Origin of the sequence: Pigmentiphaga soli (genome assembly GCF_039541095.1) — a bacterium.
GTDB classification, from domain to species: domain Bacteria; phylum Pseudomonadota; class Gammaproteobacteria; order Burkholderiales; family Burkholderiaceae_B; genus Pigmentiphaga; species Pigmentiphaga soli.
In genome coordinates, this window is record NZ_BAABFO010000008.1 from 118,981 (window position 1) to 141,529 (window position 22,549).

The 22,549-nt window shown below is 68.4% G+C and carries 26 protein-coding genes; 15 read left to right on the forward strand and 11 right to left on the reverse strand.

What is annotated here, in order from left to right; genetic code table 11:
- Nucleotide 1: 1 nt before the first annotated feature.
- The 7 genes from ABD927_RS10360 to ABD927_RS10390 form a co-directional block, all read right to left on the reverse strand.
- On the reverse strand, nt 2-757 hold the full coding sequence (locus ABD927_RS10360; RefSeq protein ID WP_345249003.1) for an IclR family transcriptional regulator: 756 nt from the start codon (nt 755-757) through the stop codon (nt 2-4).
- A gap of 16 nt (nt 758-773) precedes the next feature.
- Nucleotides 774-1,745, reverse strand: a complete 972-nt coding sequence (locus ABD927_RS10365; RefSeq protein ID WP_345249005.1) for a Bug family tripartite tricarboxylate transporter substrate binding protein — start codon at nt 1,743-1,745, stop codon at nt 774-776.
- Between the two features lie 121 nt (nt 1,746-1,866).
- Nucleotides 1,867-2,742, reverse strand: a complete 876-nt coding sequence (locus ABD927_RS10370; RefSeq protein ID WP_345249007.1) for a TauD/TfdA dioxygenase family protein — start codon at nt 2,740-2,742, stop codon at nt 1,867-1,869.
- Between the two features lie 166 nt (nt 2,743-2,908).
- On the reverse strand, nt 2,909-3,754 hold the full coding sequence (gene cysW / locus ABD927_RS10375) for a sulfate ABC transporter permease subunit CysW (protein ID WP_345249201.1): 846 nt from the start codon (nt 3,752-3,754) through the stop codon (nt 2,909-2,911).
- Nucleotides 3,755-3,756: 2 nt separating this feature from the next.
- The gene (gene cysT, locus ABD927_RS10380; protein ID WP_345249010.1) at nt 3,757-4,596 is read right to left on the reverse strand and encodes a sulfate ABC transporter permease subunit CysT; all 840 of its coding nucleotides are present in this window, start codon (nt 4,594-4,596) and stop codon (nt 3,757-3,759) included.
- An 87-nt stretch (nt 4,597-4,683) separates the two neighbouring features.
- Nucleotides 4,684-5,688 carry a thiosulfate ABC transporter substrate-binding protein CysP gene (cysP, locus tag ABD927_RS10385; RefSeq protein ID WP_345249012.1) on the reverse strand — a complete coding sequence of 335 codons (1,005 nt, stop codon included), beginning with the start codon at nt 5,686-5,688 and terminating at the stop codon, nt 4,684-4,686.
- Nucleotides 5,689-5,753: 65 nt separating this feature from the next.
- Nucleotides 5,754-6,362 (reverse strand): RBBP9/YdeN family alpha/beta hydrolase, encoded by a 609-nt coding sequence (locus ABD927_RS10390; RefSeq protein WP_345249014.1) that lies wholly within the window; start codon nt 6,360-6,362, stop codon nt 5,754-5,756.
- A 202-nt stretch (nt 6,363-6,564) separates the two neighbouring features.
- Here ABD927_RS10390 and ABD927_RS10395 point away from each other — a divergent pair, with 202 nt between their 5' ends.
- A complete protein-coding gene (locus tag ABD927_RS10395; RefSeq protein WP_345249016.1) occupies nt 6,565-7,206 on the forward strand; it encodes a peroxiredoxin in 642 nt (213 codons plus the stop codon).
- A gap of 171 nt (nt 7,207-7,377) precedes the next feature.
- On the opposite strand, the gene ABD927_RS10400 is transcribed toward ABD927_RS10395, so the two are convergent.
- Nucleotides 7,378-8,304 (reverse strand): CysB family HTH-type transcriptional regulator, encoded by a 927-nt coding sequence (locus ABD927_RS10400; RefSeq protein WP_345249018.1) that lies wholly within the window; start codon nt 8,302-8,304, stop codon nt 7,378-7,380.
- 256 nt (nt 8,305-8,560) lie between these two features.
- On the opposite strand from ABD927_RS10400, the gene ABD927_RS10405 reads away from it, so the two are divergent.
- From ABD927_RS10405 to ABD927_RS10435, 7 genes are read left to right on the forward strand one after another with little or no spacing between them, the layout of a single operon-like run.
- Nucleotides 8,561-9,589: a sulfate ABC transporter substrate-binding protein gene (locus ABD927_RS10405; RefSeq protein ID WP_425570230.1), complete on the forward strand. Its 1,029-nt coding sequence runs from the start codon at nt 8,561-8,563 to the stop codon at nt 9,587-9,589.
- Between the two features lie 10 nt (nt 9,590-9,599).
- On the forward strand, nt 9,600-10,490 hold the full coding sequence (gene cysT, locus ABD927_RS10410; RefSeq protein WP_345249020.1) for a sulfate ABC transporter permease subunit CysT: 891 nt from the start codon (nt 9,600-9,602) through the stop codon (nt 10,488-10,490).
- A complete protein-coding gene (gene cysW, locus ABD927_RS10415; RefSeq protein WP_345249022.1) occupies nt 10,487-11,389 on the forward strand; it encodes a sulfate ABC transporter permease subunit CysW in 903 nt (300 codons plus the stop codon). The genes cysT (ABD927_RS10410) and cysW (ABD927_RS10415) overlap by 4 nt, the downstream gene beginning before the upstream one ends.
- A 19-nt stretch (nt 11,390-11,408) precedes the next feature.
- A complete protein-coding gene (locus ABD927_RS10420) occupies nt 11,409-12,479 on the forward strand; it encodes a sulfate/molybdate ABC transporter ATP-binding protein (RefSeq protein WP_345249024.1) in 1,071 nt (356 codons plus the stop codon).
- Nucleotides 12,480-12,489: 10 nt separating this feature from the next.
- Nucleotides 12,490-13,269, forward strand: coding sequence for a phosphoadenylyl-sulfate reductase (locus tag ABD927_RS10425; RefSeq protein ID WP_345249026.1), 780 nt, complete (start codon nt 12,490-12,492; stop codon nt 13,267-13,269).
- 4 nt (nt 13,270-13,273) lie between these two features.
- Nucleotides 13,274-14,188, forward strand: coding sequence for a sulfate adenylyltransferase subunit CysD (gene cysD / locus ABD927_RS10430; protein WP_345249028.1), 915 nt, complete (start codon nt 13,274-13,276; stop codon nt 14,186-14,188).
- Nucleotides 14,188-15,504, forward strand: coding sequence for a sulfate adenylyltransferase subunit 1 (locus ABD927_RS10435; RefSeq protein WP_345249030.1), 1,317 nt, complete (start codon nt 14,188-14,190; stop codon nt 15,502-15,504). Before cysD ends, ABD927_RS10435 begins: the two co-directional genes overlap by 1 nt.
- On the opposite strand, the gene ABD927_RS10440 is transcribed toward ABD927_RS10435, so the two are convergent.
- Together ABD927_RS10440 and ABD927_RS10445 are read right to left on the reverse strand one after the other, a co-directional pair.
- On the reverse strand, nt 15,501-15,914 hold the full coding sequence (locus ABD927_RS10440) for a YbaN family protein (protein ID WP_345249032.1): 414 nt from the start codon (nt 15,912-15,914) through the stop codon (nt 15,501-15,503). The two genes, ABD927_RS10435 and ABD927_RS10440, sit on opposite strands and share 4 nt — an antisense overlap.
- Before the next feature lie 158 nt (nt 15,915-16,072).
- Entirely contained in the window at nt 16,073-18,196 is a 2,124-nt protein-coding gene (locus ABD927_RS10445) for an ATP-dependent helicase (protein WP_345249034.1), read from the reverse strand.
- 208 nt (nt 18,197-18,404) lie between these two features.
- Here ABD927_RS10445 and ABD927_RS10450 point away from each other — a divergent pair, with 208 nt between their 5' ends.
- From ABD927_RS10450 to ABD927_RS10470, 5 genes are all read left to right on the forward strand, one after another.
- Nucleotides 18,405-18,848 carry an Hsp20/alpha crystallin family protein gene (locus tag ABD927_RS10450; RefSeq protein ID WP_345249036.1) on the forward strand — a complete coding sequence of 148 codons (444 nt, stop codon included), beginning with the start codon at nt 18,405-18,407 and terminating at the stop codon, nt 18,846-18,848.
- A gap of 52 nt (nt 18,849-18,900) precedes the next feature.
- Nucleotides 18,901-19,305, forward strand: coding sequence for an Hsp20/alpha crystallin family protein (locus ABD927_RS10455; RefSeq protein ID WP_345249038.1), 405 nt, complete (start codon nt 18,901-18,903; stop codon nt 19,303-19,305).
- 102 nt (nt 19,306-19,407) lie between these two features.
- Complete coding sequence (locus ABD927_RS10460) at nt 19,408-20,532, forward strand: PA0069 family radical SAM protein (RefSeq protein ID WP_345249040.1); 1,125 nt, start codon at nt 19,408-19,410, stop codon at nt 20,530-20,532.
- Nucleotides 20,533-20,716: 184 nt separating this feature from the next.
- Complete coding sequence (locus ABD927_RS10465; RefSeq protein ID WP_345249205.1) at nt 20,717-20,812, forward strand: BrnT family toxin; 96 nt, start codon at nt 20,717-20,719, stop codon at nt 20,810-20,812.
- The gene (locus tag ABD927_RS10470; protein ID WP_345249042.1) at nt 20,772-21,038 is read left to right on the forward strand and encodes a BrnA antitoxin family protein; all 267 of its coding nucleotides are present in this window, start codon (nt 20,772-20,774) and stop codon (nt 21,036-21,038) included. Before ABD927_RS10465 ends, ABD927_RS10470 begins: the two co-directional genes overlap by 41 nt.
- Nucleotides 21,039-21,048: 10 nt before the next feature.
- On the opposite strand, the gene ABD927_RS10475 is transcribed toward ABD927_RS10470, so the two are convergent.
- Entirely contained in the window at nt 21,049-21,501 is a 453-nt protein-coding gene (locus tag ABD927_RS10475) for an NINE protein (protein WP_345249044.1), read from the reverse strand.
- 117 nt (nt 21,502-21,618) lie between these two features.
- On the opposite strand from ABD927_RS10475, the gene rpsP reads away from it, so the two are divergent.
- Nucleotides 21,619-21,879 (forward strand): 30S ribosomal protein S16, encoded by a 261-nt coding sequence (gene rpsP / locus ABD927_RS10480; RefSeq protein WP_345249046.1) that lies wholly within the window; start codon nt 21,619-21,621, stop codon nt 21,877-21,879.
- A gap of 37 nt (nt 21,880-21,916) precedes the next feature.
- A complete protein-coding gene (gene rimM / locus ABD927_RS10485) occupies nt 21,917-22,546 on the forward strand; it encodes a ribosome maturation factor RimM (RefSeq protein WP_345249048.1) in 630 nt (209 codons plus the stop codon).
- Nucleotides 22,547-22,549: the final 3 nt, after the last annotated feature.

The window sequence follows — 22,549 nt, forward strand, 5'->3', positions numbered from 1 at the left end:
CTTACATCCTGGCCAGATCGCCGAAGTAGCGCGTGATGGCGGCGGCCAGGATGCCGGCGAACTCCTGCTGGCGTGCCTCGATGATGTCCTTGACGCAGGAAATCGCCACCCCCAGCGGCCGCGCCTGTTCATAGATGCGGGGCAGCAGCATCGATACGGTGCCGTAGCCGGTGCCCTGCCGGTTGATCGACACTGAATAGCCCGAGCGGCGGATCTCCGCCAGTTCCTCCAGCGTGCGCGAGATCGAGATCGGCTCGGCCGCGCGCGACGTGGCGCGGATGCGATGGATGATGCGGGTCGCTTCGCCATCGGTGTAGAGCGACAGGAACAGGCGCCCGACCGAGGTGTCGAGCATTGGCACCGGCGTGCCGCGGCGAAAATGCGTGCTGCCCAGCTTGACCCCCTGGACGGTGTGGATGTAGCGCACCGAATTGCCGGTCTGCGCCGCCAGCACGACCCTGCCGCCGGTCTGCTCGCGCAGCGCATGCATCATCTTCAGCATGTGGCCTTCGGCGAACAGCGGCGTATACGCCCACAGGCCCAGCGCCGATACCCGTTCGCTCGGGAGGTAGGTTTTCGAGTACGGATCGAACTGCAGGAAGCCGGCTTCCGAGAGCGTTTGCAGCAGGCCCCAGGTGCTGGAGCGGGGCCAGTGCAGTTCGTCGCTGATCTCGGCCGCCGTCAGGCCGCACTGCAGTTCGTCGAAGTATTCGAGGATCTGCAGTACGCGCAGGGCGGACTTGATTTTCGCCGGCATCGTTTTCGGTGCAGGTTCATGGTTTCTGGATGTGGAGGCTGCGCAGCATGTCTCCCCATTTCCTGGTCTCGGCCGCGATCAGATTGTCGCAGGCGGCCGGCGTGTCGGGCAGCGGGCGCGAGCCCACGCGCCGCAGGCTTTCGATGACGTCGGGCCGGGCCAGCGCCGTGTTCAGCGCCTTGTTGAAGGCATCGAGGATGGGCTGCGGCGTGCCGGCCGAGGCCAGCAGCGAGAACCAGCCGACCACGGTCATTTCGGGGTAGCCCAGCTCGGCCATCGTGGGCACGTCGGGAAGCTCGGCAAAGCGCTGGGTGTCGGTGATCGCGATCGCCCGCAGCCCGCCCTGCTGGATGTACTTGAGGATCGAGCTGGGGTTGTCGAAGCCGAGCGAGACGCGGCCCGCCAACAGGTCGACCTGCATCGCGCCGCCGCCCTTGTACGAAATCTGCGAGATCGGCACCTTGGTCAGGTGCTTGAACAGTTCGGCCGACATGTGCTGGCCGCTGCCGACGCCGGCGTCGCCGAAAAAGCTGGGATGCTTCTTCAGGTAGTCGATCAGTTCGGGCAGCGTGGTCGCCGGCACCGAAGGGTGCACGGCAAGCACGTAGGGGCCGCCAGCGATCAGCCCGACGCACTTGAACGACTTGAGGGTGTCGTAGGGAACGTTGTCGAACAGCGCCGGCAGGCGGGCGTGGGTACTGCCGACCACCGCCACGGTGTGGCCGTCGGGCTCGGACCGCGCGACGGCGTCCGAGGCGATCATGCCGCTCGCGCCGACCCGGTTTTCGACCACGAAAGTGCGCTGGGTGACTTGCGTCAACGCATTGCTGATCAGCCGCGCCAGGAAGTCCCCGGAGCCGCCGGCGGTCTGGCCGACCAGCACCCGGGTCGGGCGGTCGGTCCAGGTCTGGGCCAGACAGGCGGGCGCGGCGGTGTGCAGCGCCGCGACGGCGGCGGCGATGCTGGCGATATGGCGGAGTGTCGGCATTCTGGTTTCCTCGCGGATCGTTTGGCCACGTCGCGGCCTCCGATGTCCGGGGCGCGACAGTCTCGGCGCCGAGCGTCGCCGGACGCGTGGCGCCATGCTGCTGTGGGGTGATGCGGATGCGTCAGCCGGCGGACTGCGTCGCCGTCTTTTCTTCCGGGCTTTCGTCCGGCGGCAGGCTGCCTTCGATCATGAGCCGGTACAGGTGCCGGTCTTCATTGGGGCTGTAGTCGCCGTTGGCCTTGTGCAGCACGCTGCGGTTGTCCCAGATCACCATGTCGCCGTGCAGCCAGCGGTGCCGGTATTCGTATTTCTGCTGCGTGGCGTGCGCCATCAGCTCGGCGATCAGGGCCTGCGCCTCGTCGTCCGGCATGCCGGGAATCGACTGGATCCGCACCGGGTTGACGAAGAGGAATTTGCGGCCGTTTTCCGGATGGGTGCGGACCAGCGGGTGGAGCGCCGATTCGCCCGGCGTGGCGTCGCTCAGCTTCTGCAGCGCACGCGGGCTGTAGCTGCTCTGGTAGACGTGCAGCGCCTTCAGGCCGTCGATCCGTCGCTTCGTCGCCTGCGGCAATTCGTCGTAGGCCAGGTGCGTATTGACGAATTGCGTGTCGCCGCCGCTCGATGGCAGCGCCAGGGCGTGCAGCGTGGTGGCGCGCGGCGGGATCCTGGCGTTCGAGTGGTCGCTGTGGAAGGTGTCGCCGACGATGAATTGTTCGGTGTCGCTGATCCGCCTGTTCCTGACCTGGTAGACGTCTTTGTGGTCGGCGCTGTAGCCTGCCGCGCGATGGTGCGTCATGACTTCGCCGAAGACTCGCGCGGCGCGCAGGAACTGCTCCGCCGACAGGCGCTGGCCGCGGATGGCGAGCACGTGGTGGCGGTTCAGCGCGTCGTTCAGCAACTGCCTGACTTGCGGGTCGTCGTGCCGCTCGGCGAGATCGATGCCTTCGATGGACGCACCGGTGCCGTGGCTGGTCAGCACGCCGATGTGATGGGCCATAGCGTGTTCCTCCTCCTGTCTCCGTCTGCCGTCGATGGTGCGGCAGTGTGTGCGAACTAGGATAGGAGGGCGCCAGAACGGGCGTCAATCGTTTCGCCGCACTGCGGCGTCGAATTCACATATATGAATACGCCCCCGCGGGCGGCGCGCGCCCTGGGGCGCGGGCTCAGTGGCGCGCCGCCAGGGCCGGCGCGGCAGCGCCTTCCTTGCGCCGCTGGTTCCATTCCATCGCGGTCTTCAGCACCAGCGTCAGCAGCGCCATGCAGGCCAGCAGCCCGGCGGCGGTGAAGGCGCCCACGGTTTTGTAGTCGTCGTTGAGCTGTTCCACCAGCAGCGGCAGCGTGACGGTCTGGCCGCGCACCGCGCCCGACACCACCGACACCGCGCCGAACTCGCCCACCGCGCGGGCGTTGGTGATGACGGTGCCGTACAGCAGCGCCCATTTGATGTTGGGCAGCGTGACGCGGCGGAATATCTGCCAGCCCCTGGCGCCCAGCGTCAGCGCGGCTTGTTCCTCTTCCATGCCCTGCGCCTGCATCAGCGGGATCAGGATGCGCGCGATGAACGGCGAGGTGACGAAGACGGTGACCATGACGATGCCGGGCCAGGCGAACATCAGCTGCACGCCGCGCGCCGAGAACCAGCCGCCGATCGCGCTTTCGGTGCCGTATACCACCAGGTAGCACAGGCCGGCCACCACCGGCGAGGTGGCGTACGGGATGTCGATCAGGGTGACCAGCAGCTTGCGGCCGCGGAACTGGTAGCGCGTGACGCACCAGGCAAGCAGGATGCCGAACGCCAGGTTCACCGGCACCGTGATGACGGCCGCCAGCAGCGTCAGCATGATGGCGTGCTGCATGTCGTGGTCGGCCAGGTTGTCGAGCAGCACGCCCATGCCGGAGCCCAGCGCCTTGGCGAAGATCAGCACCAGCGGCAGCACCAGCATCACCGCCACGAACAACAGGCCCAGGCCGATCAGCGCCCACTGGTGCCAGCCTTCGGGTTTCTTCATGCTCATCGTTGTTGCCATACCAGGAAGCGGCCCTGCAGCAGCTGCAGCCCGAACAGCAGCGCCAGCGACGCCGCCAGCACCACCGCGGCGATCGCCGCGGCGGCCGGATAGTTGAATTCCGACAGCCGCACGAACACCATCAGCGAGGTGATTTCCGTCTCGTAGGGCATGTTGCCGGCGATCAGCACCACGGCGCCGAACTCGCCCAGGCTGCGGATGAAGGCCTGCGAGGCGCCGGTCAGCAGCGCCGGCACCAGCGCCGGCAGGATCACGCGCCAGAAGGTCTGGCGCCGCGTGGCGCCCAGCGTGTGCGCGGCCTCTTCATATTCGGGGCCGACGTCCTGCAGCACCGGCTGCACCGAACGCACGACGAACGGCAGGCTGGTGAAGATCATCGCGATGACGATGCCAGGGAAGGCATAGGCGATCTTGATGCCCAGCGGCGCGAACAGCGAGCCGATCCAGCCGTTGGCGGCGAACAGCGCCGACAGCGTCAGGCCGGCGACGGCGGTGGGCAGCGCGAAGGGCAGGTCGACCAGGGCATCGACCAGGCGCCGGCCGGGAAACTCGTAGCGGCTCAGTATCCACGCCAGCAGCAGCCCCGCCAGCACGACCACCGCCGTGGAGCAGGCCGCGGCCGTCAGCGTGACGCGGTAGCTGGCGGTGACCCGCGGATCGGTGACGGCGGCCACGAATTCCGCCCACGACATGCCGCTGGTATAGACGAAAAGCGCCGACAACGGCAGCAGGATGACCAGACTGATGAACAGGACGCTGAGACCGAAGCTCAGCGTGAAACCCGGCAGCGTGGGATGCTGGGTGAAGAAAAACGATCTAGGCAAGCTGGCCCCCCGAGCCGCGCATGGAACCTCTGGAACGACAATGCAGAGCGGCCGCCGGATGCCCGGCGGCCGCACGCCGCCGGGGGGCTATCTTTTAGCCAGCAGTTGGTCCAGCACTCCGTTGGAGCTGAAGTGCGTCTTGACGATATTGTCCCACGAACCGAGCGTCTGTTCCGGGTTCAGCAGCTTGACCTCGGGGAAGCGGCTGGCATTGGCCTTGACCGACTCGGGGTTGTGCACGCGGTAGTTGAAGCCCGCCAGGATGTCCTGCGCTTCCTTCGTGTACAGGTATTGCAGGTAGGCCGTGGCCTCCTTGCGCGTGCCTTTCTGGTCGACCACCTTGTCCACCACCGCGACCGGGAACTCGGCCAGCACGCTGACCGGCGGCACGACGACCTGGTAGCCGCCCGCCTTGAACTCGACGGCGATGTTGTTGACCTCGGATTCGAACGAAAGCAGCACGTCGCCGATGTTGCGCTCGGTGAAGCTGAGCGTGGCCGCGCGGCCGCCAGTGTCGAACACCGCCACGTTCTTCAGCAGCTTGCCGACGAATTCCTTCGTCTTGGCCTCGTCGCCGTTGAATTTCTGGTTGGCGTACAGCCAAGCGCCCAGATAAGTGTAGCGGGCATTGCCGGAAGTCTTGGGGTTCGGGAACACCAGCTTGACGTCGTCGCGCACCAGGTCGTCCCAGGTCTTGATGTTCTTGGGATTGCCCTTGCGCACCAGGAAGGCGATGGTGCTGTAGAACGGCGAGGCGTTGTTGTCCAGCTTCTTCTGCCAGTCCTTGGCCACGAAACCGCGGTCGGCCAGGAAGTTCACGTCGGTCACCTGGTTGTAGGTGACGACGTCGGCCTTCAGCCCCTGGGCGATGGCCTGGGCCTGGCGCGACGAGCCGGCGTGCGACTGGTTGATCGTCAGGGTCTCGCCCGTCTGGGCCTTCCAGGACGCGATGAACTTCGGATTGATCGCCTCGAACAGCTCGCGGGCGACGTCGTAGGAACTGTTGAGCAGGGTCTTCTGCTGGGCGAGCGCGGGGCCGCTGGCGAGCAGAGTGGCGGCTGCGGCGGTGGCCGCGATGATCTTCTTGAACATGTCTTATTCCGTTGTCTTTCTCGGGAGTGATCTTTCTTGGGAGTGATGAATCGGATGCGGATGGGCTAGTGGCCGCCGGCCACCGCGCTGCCGGCAGGCAGCGGCGGGGTGCGGCTGGCGGCCACCGGCACCCGCCAACAGGCGCGGCGCCGCAGCGCGGCCAGCATGCGCAGTCCCTCGGGCCAGGGGCCGTAGCCCGACTCGGCGTTGATGTGGCCGGCGTCGTCGAGCAATTCGAAGCGGCTGTTCCAGGCGTGGGCGAAGGCGCGCGCCCGCCCGGTGGAACAGTAGGGGTCGTTGCTGCTGGCCACGACCACGCTCTGGAACGGCAGCGAGCGCATCGTCACCGGCGCGAAGCTGCGCAGGCGGTCCGGCGCGCCGGGGCGTTCGACATCGGCCGGCGCCACCAGCATCGCGCCGGCCACTTTTTCGCAGACCGGCAGCGGCAGGTGGCAGACCGCCATGCAGCCCAGGCTGTGCGCGATCAGCAGCGCCGGCCGGTTGGCCGCGTCGATCGCGGCTGCCAGCGCGGCCACCCATTCGTCGCGGCTGGGCGCCTCCCAGTCGCGCTGGGCCACCCGCACGGCGCGCGGCAGCGAGGCCTCCCACTGGCTCTGCCAGTGTTCGGGGCCGGAATTCCGCCAGCCGGGGACGATGATGGGCTGTAAACGCATGGCCGCATCATGCGGCCTTTTGAAATTCCCCGGAAGGAATTAATTCAATTATGTTAATTACTTGGAGTAATTATGCGGCGGTGCCCCGCGCCGCCGCGATCCATGACGGGACCGCGCTGGCAAGGCATAACGATATATGCAAACATTTGTTCGCTGGCCGCAGGACTCATTCCAGAATTCCCATTCCTCGATGGAGACCGACATGGCAACACTGCGATTGGGCGATATCGCCCCCGATTTCGAACAGGACTCTTCCCAGGGCGTCATCCGCTTCCACGACTGGCTGGGCGACAGCTGGGGCGTGCTGTTCTCCCACCCGGCCGATTTCACGCCGGTCTGCACCACCGAACTGGGCTACACCGCCAAGCTGGCCGAAGAGTTCGCCAAGCGCAACGTCAAGGTGCTGGCGGTATCGGTGGACCCGGTCGATTCGCACCAGAAGTGGATCGGCGACATCAACGAAACCCAGGGCTGCTCGGTGCTGTTCCCGATCATCGCCGACGCCGACCGCAAGGTCGCCACGCTCTACGACATGATCCACCCGAACGCCAGCACCACTGCCACGGTGCGCTCGGTGTTCATCATCGACCCGGCCAAGAAGATCCGGCTCACCTTCACCTATCCGGCCAGCACCGGACGCAACTTCGACGAGATCCTGCGCGTGATCGATTCGCTGCAGCTGACCGACAACTACAGCGTGGCCACGCCGGTGAACTGGAAGGACGGCGACGACGTCATCATCGTGCCGGCGCTGCAGGATCCGGAAGAGCTCAAGCGCAAGTTCCCGAAGGGCTACAAGGCGGTCAAGCCTTACCTGCGCGTCACGCCCCAACCCAATAAGTGACCCCCCTACGCGCTTACGCGCGCCCCCCGGGGGGGCGATGCGGGCGGACCGGCGGAGCCGGATCCGCCGCATCCTGGGGTGGGGCGGCGGCATGCGGGAGATTCTATCCAGGGCGCGGCGGATCCGGCTCCGCCGGTCCGCCCGCGCCGCCCCCTTGAGGGGGAGCGGCCGCTAGGCCGCCAGGGGGTGGGCCTCCGTGACCGTGCCGCGGTCCAGGTGGGGGGCGAACATTTCTATGAAAGAGACGGCGTAGTTGCGCAGGTAGGCGCCTTTGCGGACTGCGACCCAGGTCATGTTCGATTCGAACAGGTGGTCGGCCTGGATGGCGCGCAGGCGGCGGTCTTCGGCGGGGTCGAAGGCGACGGAGGCGATGATGCCTACGCCCAGGCCGGCCAGCACGTAGGTCTTGATGACATCGGCGTCCATGGCCGTCAGGACGACGTCGGGGCGTTCGCCGGCCTGCTCGAAGGCGGCGTCGATGTGGGAGCGGCCGGTCAGGCCGTGGTCGTAGGTGATGATCGGATGGGCCGCCAGTGCCTGGATCGAGGGGCGGGCCACGCCCAGCAGCGGATGGCCGTCGGGCACCACGATCACGTGATGCCAGCGATAGCCGGGGAAGGTCGCCAGCCGGTCGTCGTTGGCCAGGCTTTCGGTGGCGATGCCGATGTCGGCATGGCCGTCGGCCACCCAGTTCGAAATATGCTCCGGCGAACCCTGCTGCAGGTTCAGGCGCACCTGCGGGAAGTGGCGCCGGAAGGCCTGGATCACCACCGGCAGCGCATAGCGCGCCTGGCTATGCGTGGTGGCGATCGTGAGCCGGCCCAGGTCGCTGGCGCTGAATTCCTGCGCCGCGCGCTTGAGGTTTTCCTGTTCCAGCAACAGGCGCTCGATCACCTTGACGACTTCCTTGCCCGGCTCGGTCAGGCCGGTCAGGCGCTTGCCGGCGCGTTCGAAAATGGTCACGCCCAGCTCGTCTTCGAGTTCGCGGATCTGGCGGCTGACGCCGGGCTGGGAGGTGAACAGACTGGCGGCCACTTCGGTCAGGTTGAAGTCGCGCCGCAGCGCCTCGCGGACGGATCGCAACTGTTGGAAATTCACGGCATATGCTCCTGCAAACGGCGGCCAGGGTCGCGGATAGGCGAGCGGCGGCCCAAGCGCGCATGTTGCGTTGCAGCCGGTCAAACACGAACGACGAAATTCTCATGTCGTTCTATCGTTTGCGCATTAAACGCGAAAACCCAGGGCGGACGGCTTCATATGCGTCCTGGAAATAAACATCCTGCGAACATGTCGTTCCCCTGGCGCAACATCTGTCCCACCATTCAGCCTCCACGCACAAATTCGGAGCACATTGATGGGACTGGGAATCGGCAAGAAGGGCATCGGCCTGCTGCTGGCAGCGGCGGCACTGTCGGCGGCCATGCCGGCGCTCGCGCAGCAGAAACAGACCCTGCTGAACGTGTCGTACGACCCGACGCGTGAGCTGTACCGGGACATCGACAAAGCCTTCGTCGCCCAGTACAAGAAGCAGACCGGCATCGACGTCGCCATCCGCCAATCGCATGGCGGCTCCGGCACGCAGGCGCGCTCGGTGATCGACGGCCTCGACGCCGACGTGGTCACGCTGGCGCTGGCCTACGACATCGACGCCATCGCCGAGCAGGGCAGCAAGGCCATCGCGCCCGACTGGCAGAAGCGCCTGCCCGACAACAGCTCCCCGTACACCTCGACCATCGTGTTCCTGGTCCGCAAGGGCAACCCCAAGGGCCTCAAGGACTGGGACGACCTGGTCAAGCCCGGCGTGCAGGTCATCACGCCGAACCCGAAAACCTCCGGCGGCGCGCGCTGGAACTACCTGGCGGCCTGGGCCTACGCGCTCAAGCAGCCGGGCGGCAACGAGCAGAAGGCCAAGGAATTCGTGGCCAGGCTGCTGAAGAACGTGCCGGTGCTCGACAGCGGCGCGCGCGGCGCCACCACCACCTTCGTCGAGCGCGGCGTGGGCGACGTGCTGCTGGCCTGGGAAAACGAAGCGCTGCTGGCGCTCAAGGAACTCGGTCCGGACAAGTTCGAGATCGTGTCGCCTTCGCTGAGCATCCTGGCCGAACCGCCGGTGGCCGTGGTCGACAAGGTGGTCGACAAGAAGGGCACCCGCGCCACGGCCGAGGCCTACCTGAAGTTCCTGTACACCCCCGAGGCGCAGGAAATCATCGCCAAGGACTACTACCGGCCGCGCGACCAGAAGGTGGCCGCCAAGTACGCCGCGCAGTTCCCGAAGCTGAACCTGGTCACCATCGACGATACCTTCGGCGGCTGGCAGAAGGCGCAGAAAGAGCACTTCTCCGACGGCGGCACGTTCGACCAGGTGTACCAGCCGGGCAAGTGACGTCGACCGCATGACTTCTTCCTCCCTGGCCGCCGGCACGCTGGCCGCCTCAGCACCGCCCCGCCGCCGCCGGCGCACCGGCGTCCTGCCGGGCTTCGGGCTGAGCATGGGCTATACCGTGCTTTACACCTGCCTGATCGTGCTGGTGCCGCTGTCGGCGCTGTTCTCCAAGAGCGCCACGCTGTCGTGGGACGCGTTCTGGACGGCCGTGACCGCGCCGCGCGTGCTGGCCTCGTTCCGGCTCACCTTCGGCGCCTCGCTGATCGCCGCGCTGGTCAATCTGGTGTTCGGCCTGGCGGTGGCGTGGAGCCTGGTGCGCTACCGCTTTCCCGGCAAGCGGGTGGTCGACGCGCTGGTCGACCTGCCGTTCGCGCTGCCGACCGCAGTGGCCGGCATCGCGCTGACGGCGTTGTACGGGCCCAACGGCTGGCTGGGCAGCGTGCTGCAGTCGGCGGGCATCAAGGTCGCCTATACGCCCCTGGGCGTGGTGATCGCGCTGATCTTCATCGGCCTGCCGTTCGTCGTGCGCACCGTGCAGCCGGTGCTGGAAGACGCAGAGCGCGAACTGGAAGAAGCCGCCGCCAGCCTGGGCGCCGGCCGCCTGCAGACCTTTCTGCGCGTGCTGCTGCCCACGCTGGCGCCCGCGCTGCTGACCGGCTTCACGCTGGCCTTCGCGCGCGCCATCGGCGAATACGGCTCGGTGGTGTTCATTTCCGGCAACATGCCGATGGTGTCCGAGATCACGCCGCTGCTGATCATCAGCAAGCTGGAGCAGTACGACTACGCCGGCGCGGCCGCGATCGCGGTGGTGATGCTGCTGTTCTCGTTCGCGCTGCTGCTGGCGGTCAATGCGATGCAGGTCTGGCAGGCGCGGCGCGGCGGCGCGGGAGCGGCGGCATGAGCTCGTCTTCCCATCGCCCCGGCCACCTGACCGAACCGGCGCCGGTGCGCGCCGCCGTGCTGCTGGTTTCGCTGGCCTTCCTGGCGCTGTTCCTGGCGCTGCCGCTGGTGGTCGTGTTCGCCGAGGCCCTGAAGAAGGGCTGGGAGCTGTACGTCGAGGCGCTGGTCGAGCCCGACGCGCTGGCCGCGATCCGGCTCACGCTGACGGTGGCGGCGGTCTCGGTGCCGCTGAACCTGGTGCTGGGCGTGGCCGCCGCCTGGGCCATCGCCAAGTTCCGCTTCCGCGGCAAGCAGGCGCTGATCACGCTGATCGACCTGCCGTTCTCGGTATCGCCGGTGGTGGCCGGCCTGATCTACGTGCTGCTGTTCGGCACCCAGGGCTGGTTCGGCCCGTGGCTGCAGGCGCACGATCTGAAGATCGTCTACGCCGTGCCCGGCGTGGTGCTGGCCACGCTGTTCGTGACCTTTCCCTTCGTCGCGCGCGAGCTGATCCCGCTGATGCAGGCCCAGGGCAGCGACGAGGAACAGGCCGCGCTGACGCTGGGCGCCGGCGGCTGGCAGATGTTCCGGCGCGTGACGCTGCCCAACATAAAATGGGGCCTGCTGTACGGCGTCATTCTCTGCAACGCGCGGGCCATGGGAGAGTTCGGCGCGGTGTCGGTCGTGTCCGGCCACATCCGCGGCGAAACCAACACCATCCCGCTGCACGTCGAGATCCTCTACAACGAATACGCCTTCCAGGCCTCGTTCGCGGTGGCCTCGGTGCTGGCGCTGCTGGCCTTGGTCACGCTGGTGCTCAAGAGCGTGGTCGAGTGGCGCGACGCCCGGCAGCGGCGCGACGAGGCGCTTCCCATTGAACATCCCGCCCCGGCCGGCCTGCGATTGCAGGCGGCCGGCTGACGGCAGCAAGGATAGCCAGATGAGTATCGAGGTTCGCAATCTTTCCAAGGCGTTCGGCAGCTTCAAGGCGCTGGACGACGTATCGCTGCATATCGAATCGGGCGAGCTGGTGGCGCTGCTCGGCCCTTCGGGCTGCGGCAAGACGACGCTGCTGCGCATCATCGCCGGGCTCGAGACGCCCGATCGCGGCAGCGTGCTGTTCGCCGGCGAGGACGCTACCGACGTCCACGTGCGCGAGCGCCAGGTCGGCTTCGTATTCCAGCACTACGCGCTGTTCCGCCACATGACGGTGTTCGAGAACGTGGCCTTCGGCCTGCGCGTGAAGCCGCGCGCGATCCGCCCGGCAGAATCCGTCATCCGCGAGAAAGTGCACGAGCTCTTGAACCTGGTCCAGCTCGACTGGCTGGCCGACCGCTACCCGTCGCAGCTGTCGGGCGGCCAGCGCCAGCGCATCGCGCTGGCCCGCGCGCTGGCGGTGGAGCCGCGCGTGCTGCTGCTCGACGAGCCGTTCGGCGCGCTCGACGCCAAGGTGCGCAAGGAACTGCGCCGCTGGCTGCGCCGCCTGCACGACGAACTGCACGTGGCCAGCGTGTTCGTCACGCACGATCAGGAAGAGGCGCTGGAAGTGGCCGACCGCGTGGTGCTGATGAACGCCGGCCGCATCGAACAGGTGGGCACGCCGCGCGAGGTGTGGGAGCGGCCGGCCACGCCTTTCGTGTACGGCTTCCTGGGCGACGTCAACCAGTTCCAGGGCCTGGCCAGCGGCGGCGTGCTGCAGGGCGACGGCTTCAGCATCCCGACCCCGCCGCAGTACGCCGGCGTGCAGGGCGCGCGCGCCACCGCCTACGTGCGGCCGCACGAATTCGACGTTTCCCGGCCGCAGGACGGCAAGGGCTACGACGGCATCGTGGCCACCTTCAGCCGCGCCTATCTGTCGGGCCCGAGCGCCTACCTGGAGCTGTCCAGCCCGGGCCGGCCGCAGCCGATCGAGGTCGAGCTGCCGGTGGCCGAATTCCAGCGGCTCGATCCGCAGCAGGGCGAACCGCTGGTGGTGCGCCCGCGCAACGCCCAGGTGTTCCTTACTGCTTGATGCCATGACGATGCCTCTTCCCAAATCGCCGGCTACCGCGCCGGTCACCTCCTCGGCAGGCGCCTCTGTCGCCCCGCCGGCCCGCTGGCCGGCCCTGATCGAGACGCTGCGCGACATCGCCGCCCGCCATCCCGACGCCGCGCTGGCGTCGTCGCTGGCGGCCGAAGACATGGTGCTGACCCACGCCATCTTCGGCGCCGGCCTGGACCTGGGCATCTTCACGCTCGACACCGGCCGGCTCAACGCCGAGACGGTCGCGATGATCGACCGCATCGCCGCCCGCTACGGCCGCGCCATTTCGGTGGTGCGGCCCGACCCGCGGGCGGTGCGGGAATACGTCGAGGCCAACGGGCTGAACGCCTTCTACGAAAGCGTGCCGCTGCGCAAGTCCTGTTGCGAGATCCGCAAGGTCGAGCCGTTGCGCCGCGCGCTGGCCGGCCGCAGCGCCTGGATCACCGGCCAGCGCCGCGAACAGGCCGTCACCCGCGGCGAACTGCGCGAAAGCGAAGATGACCCGGTGTTCGGCCTGCGCAAGTTCAACCCGCTGGCGGCGTGGACGCACGACGAGGTCTGGCAGGCCATCCGCGCCTTCGGCATCCCTTACAACCCGCTGCACGACCGCGGCTATCCCTCCATCGGCTGCGAACCCTGTACACGCGCCATCCGCCCCGGCGAAGACCTGCGCGCCGGCCGCTGGTGGTGGGAATCGTCCGACTCCAAGGAGTGCGGCCTGCATGCCGGCAACCTGGCATCCATTCCCGTTTCCGTCGTTTCCATCAAGACCCCCTGACCCCATGTCCACTACGCTGAACGCCACGCGCACCCATCTCGACTGGCTCGAATCGGAGGCCATCTTCATCCTGCGCGAAGTGGCCGCGGAATGCGCGCGGCCGGTGCTGCTGTTCTCCGGCGGCAAGGATTCGTGCGTGCTGCTGCGGCTGGCCGAAAAGGCCTTCCGCCCCGGCAAGTTTCCGTTCCCGCTGATGCACATCGACACCGGCCACAACTTCGACGAGGTGATCGCCTTCCGCGACGCGCGCGCCGCCGAGCTGGGCGAAGAACTGATCGTGCGCAGCGTGGAAGACTCGATCCGCCGCGGCTCGGTGGTGCTGCGGCGGGAAACCGACTCGCGCAACGCCGCGCAGGCCGTCACGCTGCTGGAGGCGATCGAGGAATTCGGCTTCGACGCCTGCATCGGCGGCGCCCGCCGCGACGAGGAAAAGGCGCGCGCGAAGGAACGCATCTTCTCGTTCCGCGACGAGTTCGGGCAATGGAACCCGAAGGCCCAGCGCCCCGAGCTGTGGAACCTCTACAACACGCGCGTGCACCCGGGCGAGAACATGCGCGTGTTCCCGATCTCCAACTGGACCGAGCTCGACGTCTGGCAGTACATCGCGCGCGAGAAGCTGGCGCTGCCGTCGATCTACTACGCGCACCAGCGCGACGTGGTGCGCCGCAAGGGCCTGCTGGTGCCGGTCACGCCGCTCACGCCGCCGCAGGACGGCGAACAGGTCCAGAACCTGACGGTGCGCTTTCGCACCGTGGGCGACATTTCCTGCACCTGCCCGGTGGCCTCCGACGCGGCCGACCCGCTGGCCATCATCGCCGAGACGGCGGTGACCGACATTACCGAACGCGGCGCCACGCGGATGGACGATCAGACCTCCGAAGCCTCGATGGAGCGCCGCAAGAAAGAAGGGTATTTCTGATGAACGCCGTGACCGATCCCGCTTTCCTTTCCGCCGCCGACACCGGCGTGCTGCGCCTGATCACGGCCGGTTCGGTGGACGATGGCAAGTCGACCCTGATCGGCCGCCTGCTGTACGACAGCAAGGGTATTTTCGCCGACCAGCTCGACGCCATCTCGCGCGCCAAGTACAAGCGCACCGTGGGCGACACCATCGACCTGTCGCTGCTGACCGACGGCCTGGAGGCCGAGCGCGAGCAGGGCATCACGATCGACGTGGCCTACCGCTACTTCTCCACCCCGCATCGCAAGTTCATCATCGCCGACGCCCCGGGCCACGAGCAGTACACCCGCAATATGGTGACCGGCGCGTCCACGGCCGACGCCGCGGTGATCCTGATCGACGCCACCCGCGTGGCCGGCGGCCAGCTGCTGACGCAGACCAAGCGGCACAGCACGCTGGCCCACCTGCTGGGCATCCGCCACATCGTGGTGGCGGTCAACAAGATGGACCTGGTGGAATGGAACCAGGGCGTGTTCGAGCGCATCGCCGGCGCCTACGGCGAACTGGCGGCCCGGATCGGCATCGGCCGTTTCGACATCCTGCCGCTGTCGGCGCTGACCGGCGACAACGTGGTCGCGCCGTCGGCCCGCACGCCCTGGTACGCCGGCCCGCCGCTGCTGGCGCTGCTGGAATCGCTGGCGCCGGCATCCGCCCGCCACGACGGCCCGCTGCGCTTTCCGATCCAGATGGTGGCGCGCCACGGCGGCGAGCGCGCCGACGATTTCCGCGGCTATATGGGCCAGGTGGCCAGCGGCGTACTGCGCCGGGGCGACCGCGTACTGGTGCAGCCCTCGGGCACGCCGGCCACGGTGAAGTCGCTGGTGGCGCATGGCGACGAGCTCGACGCGGCCCAGGCCGGCGATTCGGTCACGGTGGTGCTGGAGGAAGACGTCGACGCCTCGCGCGGCGACGTGCTGGTGCGCGCCGACGCGCCCGCCACGGTGGCCCGCCAGTTCGAGGCCGAACTGTGCTGGCTCGACAGCCAGCCGCTCAACCCCGCGCGCAAATACCTGCTCAAGCACGGCACGCGGCTCACCTCGGCCAAGGTCAGGGCCATCGTGTCCCGGCGCGACATCCACGAACTGCGGGACGTCGGCGCGGCCGACGCGCCATTCGCGATGAACGACATCGGCCGCGTGGTGATCGCCGCCCGCGACGCGCTGGCGGTCGACGCCTACCGCGACATCCCCGCCACCGGCGCCTTCATCCTCATCGACGAAGCGACTCACCAGACCGCCGCCGCCGGAATGATCCGCGGTGTGGCAGAGAGCTAGGCGGGCTCGGGCCGCAGCCATAGCCAGACCGCTACCGCCGCCATTGCGGCGGTGCCGAGTCCGGCGATCCGCCAGTCCCGCACCGCGACGAACAGCACCGCCGCGCACAACGCCATCACGGCGCTGGCGCGCCATTTCACGCGCCGGCTGACGGCGCGGTGGGTGCGCCAATCGCGGATCATCGGCCCGAACAGCCGATGCCGCTCCAGCCAGGCCGACAGCCGCGGCGAGCCGCGCGACGCGCACCACGCCGCCATCAGGATGAACACCGTGGTCGGCAGGCCCGGCACGAAGATGCCGACGATGCCCAGCGCCAGGCACAGCAGCGCCGCCGCCAGCATCAGCGCGCGCATGACCGGGCCGTGCGCGGCGGCACGGCGTTCCGGATCCGTTCCATCGTGCGGGGACATGGACATCCTCGCCGATCGCTGCGCGGCATCGTCTCCGTGGGAAGGCGCGCACTCGCCGGGGGGGCGCATGGGCGAGGCCGCTGGCGGCCCCTCCTGCCGCGCGGCATCGTCTTCGAGGGAGGGCGCGCACCCTTCGGGCGGCCGGGCGGGCATGCCCATTATTCGGCCTCGCCATCGGCCAGCCATCGCGCGAACGACCGCCGCGCCAGCGACGGCGGAATCCACCACTGCCGCTGGATGCCATCCCAGCGCGCGCCCAGGCGCCTGGCTTCGTCTTTTTCGGCGAACGGCACGCGTAGATAGATGCGGTCGGCCGGCGCGGCGGCGGCCGGGGGCGCCGGCGGCCGGTCCAGTTGCAGCGTTGCCAAGAATCGGCTGGGCCGGCCTTCCGGCGCGTACAGGTACAAGGCGCCACGGGCGCGCGTCATTGCCACGTAGAACAGCCGGCGCTCTTCGCCGCCGTCTTCGCGCGGATCCGGGAATTCGCCGTCGGCCAGGTACGGCAGCAGCACGTGCTGCCATTCCTTGCCCTTGGCGTCGCGCGCGGTGGCCAGCGTGACCCGCTGGCGGCGCTTGCGCAGCGACGCCGACTCGCGTTGCGCGGCTTCCAGCGCGTCGAGAAAGCCCTCGAGCGGCAGGCCGGTGGCCTCGGCATGCGCGATGAAGCCATCGATGGAACGCGCCACCGCGCGGGCGTCGCGCTCGAACACGAACAGCCGCCGCGCCGCGTCGGCCAGCTGGAGCTCGGCCGCGGCATGGGCCAGCATGCGGCCGGCGCTCCAGTCGTCGGCCTGTTGCCGCAGGAACTCGCAAACGGCCGCCAGGCGCCGGCGCCAGCGCAGCAGCGCCGGCGGCGCTTGCGCGGCGTCGCGTTCCTCGCGCAGCCAGCCGCGGTAGAAATCGAGGATCAGGTCGGGGTCGTCGGCCACGCTGCGTTCGGCCTGCGCCATCTCCCGCTCGGAATGCCGCAGCCCGGCGAACAGGCCCAGCGCCCGCACCATCGCGCGCACGTCGGCCACCGGCGCCGCCTTGTGCAGCGAGCGCGCCTCGCCCGATTTGCGCACGATCAGCAGCAGGCCGCGCAGCATCAGGATCTCGACCCGCTGGAAGTAGCTGTCGAACCCTTCCACGGCGTAGGGGATGCCGGCGCGGATGAGCTGGTTTTCCAGCGCTATGCTCTGATCGGGGCCGTGCAGCAGGACCGCGCAATCGGCCAGCACGGCGGCGCGGCCGCCGGCCAGCGCGCGCAGCCGCGCCGCCACCTGCTGCGCGCAGGCCTCGGCGGCGGCGGGGTCGTAGCGCTCCAGCAGCACCGGCGTGTCGCCCGGCCGCGACGACGCGAACGGCCGGCCGGTGAGGGCGGCCGCGCAGGCGCCCAGCGTGGGCCCGCAGCGGAACGAGGCGGTCAACGGCAATTGCCGGGTGCCGGGAAACAGCTCGGCATGGGCCTCGCCCATGTAGCGCGGATCGGCGCCGTGCCAGCCGTGCACCACCTGTTCGCGGTCGCCGGCGGCCACCACGCAGGTCTGCGGGCCGGCCAGCCGGCGCAGCAATCGAGCGTGCGCCGCGTTGGCGTCGTGCCACTCGTCGGCCACGATCAGGCCGTAGCGGGGCGGTTCGATCTGGTCGCCGAACTGCTCGAGCACGTCGAGCGCGTCGGGCACCAGATCGTGCGCGGCCTGGAACGCGAAGCTGCCGGGCTCGATCCGCCGCAGCCGCTCGTGGCGCCGGCAGATCGCCAGCAGCCCGCGCGGCAGGTCCAGTTCGTCGGCCAGCGTGGCGTCGTCTTCCTCCTCCAGCCGCCGCAGCGCCAGCGTGCCCTTGAGCCGCGCCAGCTGCCGCATCACGATTTCGGCGTGCAGGTGGGTAAGGTCGTAGTTGTAGTCGCGGTCGGCGTCCGGGGCCTCGGCCGCCTGTTCGATGGCCTCGAACAACTGCGGGCGCAGCGCCTGCGGACTGTCCAGATACCTGGCCGCGCCGTCGATCAGGCCTTGTTCGCGCCATTGGCCGAGCAGCCGGGCAGCCAGCGCGGCGTAGGTCGACACGGCGATGCCGTCGGGCGCCTGGGCCTCGCGCAGGCGCTGCCGGAACACCTGTTCGGCGGCCGGCGTGAACACCAGGACCAGGATCGCCTCGGCCGGCAGGCCCTGGCGGTGGCGATGCGCGGCGAACTGCGCCAGCGTGGTCGTCTTGCCGGCGCCGGCGACCGCCTCGACCAACAGCGAGGGGCCGGCGTGGCCGATGATGCGGCGCTGTTCTGCGGTCAGCGTAATGGCGTTCATGGGCGGCAGTTTAAAGCAGCCGGGGAGCGCGCGGCGGGGGAGGGGCGCCGATCCCGGCGGAGTTTTTGCGGGGTCTTGAATTCGTGCCCGCCACCGCTATTTTCAGGTCATGCCGCAGCGCCGGTGCGCTGCCAACCGTGTAGTTCGAGCCCGTCGGCGCAAGCCCCCGCAGGGGCGTTCGCCGCCATTTGTGGAGGAATTGCAAACCATGAGCACGCCTTTCTTCGGTAGCGGATTTTTCCGCGATTTCGATCAGGTGCGTCAGCAGATCGACGACCTGTTCCGCAATCTCGAGGTACCCGCCACGCTGCGCGGCGCGTACCGCGGCTTCCCGCCGGTCAACGTCGGCGGCACCGACGATTCGATCGAGGTGGTGGCCTTCGCGCCGGGGCTGGATCCGGCCAAGCTGCAGGTCACGGTAGACAAGGGCCTGCTGTCGATCAGCGGCGAGCGCGCGGCCGATGCGCGCCACGACGCCGAAGGCGCTACCAGCCATGCGCGCGAGCGCGTGTGGGGCGCGTTCCGGCGCGTGATCGAACTGCCCGCCGACGCCGACCCCGCTGGCGTGGAAGCCCGCTACGTGGACGGCTGCCTGCGCGTGTCGATCAAGAAGCACGAGGCGTCCAAGCCGCGGGTCATCCCGGTCCAGTGACGCATTGGCCGGCCATCACGCATTGACGAATCAACTGCAAGAGGAACCCATCATGACCCAGACCACCGATGTTGCCCTGAGCAACAACCCGCGCGCGGTCCAGGCCCAAACCCAGGCCCAGCCTCGCCCGACCATCGTTCCGGCCGTCGACATCATCGAAGACGCGACCGGCATCACGCTGGTCGCCGACCTGCCGGGCGTTTCCAAGGAACGGCTGAACGTGCGCGTCGAATCCGACCATCTGTTCGTGGAAGGCGAGGCCAGCGTGCCGGTGCCCGAAGGCCTCAAGCTCTACCATTCCGAAATCCAGGTGCCCGTCTATCGCCGCAGCTTCGTGCTGGGGCGCGAACTGGACAAGAACAAGATCGAGGCCAGCCTGAAGGACGGCGTGCTGGAGCTGCGCATCCCGCGCGTGCAGGAAGCGCAGCCCCGGCGCATCGAAGTAAAAACGGAATAGGGGCCCGCCCCTGGCGGCTTGCCATGAATACTGTATGGATATACAGTATTTTGGATGGTGAGCGACTTTTCTGATCCTTTTCCGTCCGACGATGTTCCGGCGGTGCCTGACGACGAGGCGGCCGCGCCTGCGGCCGCGCGTCGCGGGCGCGGCGCCGTCGGCAATGTGGCGCACCGGTTCGATACCGATAGCCGCCGGGCGATCGACGATGGTTGGCAGGGCGGCGGGCCGGAACCGGAGTTCGAGCCGCCGCCGCTGCGCACGACGGTCGCGGTGGAGCGCGCGCGGCGCATCATGTCGCGCAACGATTCGCCCGACATTCCGTTCGACCGTTCCATCAATCCCTATCGCGGCTGCGAGCATGGCTGCGTCTATTGCTTCGCGCGGCCTACCCATGCCTACCTGGGGTTGTCGCCGGGGCTGGATTTCGAAACCCGGCTGGTCGCCAAGGCCAACGCGGTGGAGGCATTGCGAGCAGAGCTGTCGCGGCCGGGCTACCGGGTGGACGTGCTCAGCCTGGGCGCCGCCACCGACGTCTACCAGCCGATCGAACGCGAATGGAAGCTGACGCGCGGCCTCCTGGAGCTGCTGCTGGAGACGGGGCACCCCTTGTCGATCGTGACCAAGGGCGCCACGGTCGAGCGCGACCTGGACCTGTTCGCCCGGCTGGCCGCCCGCCGCCTGCTGGCGGTCTACCTCACCATCACCACGCTCGACGCCGCCGTGGCCCGCAAGCTCGAACCCCGCGCCGCGGCCCCCTGGCGCCGGCTCGAAGCGATCCGCGCGCTCAGCGCGGCCGGCGTGCCGGTGGGCGTGTCGGTAGCCCCCGTCATCCCCTTCATCACGGACGATCAGCTCGAACGCGTGCTCGAAGCCGCGCGCGAAGCAGGCGCGCAGGCGGCGTTCTACACCGTGCTGCGCCTGCCGTGGGAGGTCGAACCCGTCTTCACGAACTGGCTGGAGGCCCATTATCCCGACCGCAAGGCCCGGGTCATGCACTGCATCGAATCCCTGCGCGGCGGCCGCCACAACGACCCGCGCTTCGGCACCCGCATGCGGGGCGAAGGCATCTGGGCCGACCTCATCCGCCAGCGCTTTGCCCGCGCCGTGCGCGCCGCCGGCTACTCGCAACAGCGCATCGAACTCGACACCACCCAATTCGTGCCCCCGCGGCGCGACGTGAAACGGCGAGCCGACGGCGACGCGCCGCAGCTCGCATTGTTCTGATCCGGCAGCGGCAATCCTCCGAAGTCTTGCTTCTGCTATTTTTGTTAGTACAATAATTAATCGAGTTCGATCCGCGCAAGCGAGACGAAACGCTCAAGCATCGCGGCCTCGATTTCGGGCGGGCGGGCAGATCTTCGCCGGGCGCCATGTCGCCGTCGGCAAGCTGGATGACCGCATGGTCGTCATGGTCTGGACGACTCGCGGGCAAGCCCGTCGCATCATCAGTATTAGGAAAGCCAATGAACGCGAGCAAAGCCGGTTCGGCCATTACCTGGACTGATCCAGACGATGCCCCCGAACTCTCCGATGAATTTTTCGAGCGGGCGGATGAATACGCAGGCGAAAACCTGGTGCGTCGGGGCCGGCCCGCCGGCTCTCGCAAGACCGCTACGACGATCCGGTTCGACGACGACGTACTGGCCGCTTTCCGGGCGACCGGCAAAGGCTGGCAGACCCGCATGAACGATGCCCTGAAGGACTGGCTCAAGACGCATTCGCCGGTGTGATGCCAGCGGCTTAGTTCGGCAGTTCGAATATGCGCTGGAACATCAGCACGATGCCGATCATCAGGATCGCCGTGCCGATCGCCAGCGTGGCCATGGCTACCAGGATCGCCGGCCAGCCGCTGTGCGAGTGGCGGTCGTGGTCGGGGTTGTAGCGGGCGTCGAACTTGGCGTCCGGCATCAGGCACAGCACCAGGGCTTCGATGAAGCCGGCCACGGCCGGGATCAGGAACAGGAAGAAGGCGGGGTGGAAATACCACTGCGGCGAGCGCAGCGCGGTGCCGATCAGCACCAGCGACACCAGCAGCGGTATCCAGGCGCCGCGGCGGCCCAGGTACCACCAGTGCGCGCCGGCCCAGCCCAGCAGGAAGGCCAGCAGGCCGGCCAGGGCCTTGTGGCGGAACGGCGCCCTGGGAGGGGCGGAGGCAGCAGGGGCGGCGGCCGGGGTGTGGCGCGAATCCGTCATCGAACACCTTGATTTTGAAGGACTTTACCGTAACCGGACTTGCCCGCTACGGGCCGGCCGGCTATACTTGTTGGCTTTTCGCAGTTTCGACTGTTTCAACTTTTCCAAGGATTACCTATGGTGGTGATTCGTTTGTCCCGCGGCGGTTCGAAGAAGCGTCCGTTCTACAACGTGGTGGCTGCCGATTCGCGCAACCGCCGCGACGGCCGCTTCATCGAACGCGTGGGATTCTACAATCCGGTCGCTTCCGAAGGGGAAGACGGCCTGCGCATCTCGCTCGACCGCATCGAGCACTGGACCAAGCAGGGCGCCCAGCTGTCGCCGGCCGTGGCGCGCCTGGTCAAGGACTACGGCAGCAAGGTCGCCCCGGCCGCCTGACGGCAGCCGGTCCGCCCGCGCCGCCGGCCAGTCCTCCATGCCGCGCGTCCAGGCCGGTCCGCAGACGCCTCTGGCGCCCGCGGTCGAAACCGATCCGCCGGCCGACCTGGTCGACGTCGGCCGGGTGGCCGAAGCCTACGGCGTGCGCGGCGGCATCAAGGTCCAGCCGTACTCGCCGCAGTCCGAGGCCTTGCTGACGTCGCCTTCGTGGTGGCTGCGCAAGGGCGCGGGCCCGGTCTACCGGGCCACGGTTTCCAAGGCCCGGCGGCACGGCGCCGCGGTCACGGCCAGCTGGGAAGGCGTGGCCGACCGCGACCAGGCGCAAGCCTGGCGGGGCTGGGAAGTGGCGGTGCCGCGCAGCGCGTTCCCGCCGCCGGCCGAGGGCGAGTTCTACTGGGTCGACCTGATCGGCTGCCGGCTGATCGGCCTGGATGCCGACGGCGCCAAGGTAGTGCTCGGCACGGTGGCCGAGGTGACCGACAACGGCGCCCATGCGATCTTGCGGGTCGAGCGCGTGGAGCCGGTCGCCCCGGGTGGTACGCTGCGGCCGTTGCTCGACGGCAAGCAGCGGGTGCGCGAAGTGCTGGTGCCGTTCGTCGACGCCTTCATCCGCGACGTCGATCTCGCGGCCCGGCAGATCGACAGCGACTGGCCGGCCGATTTCTGACCG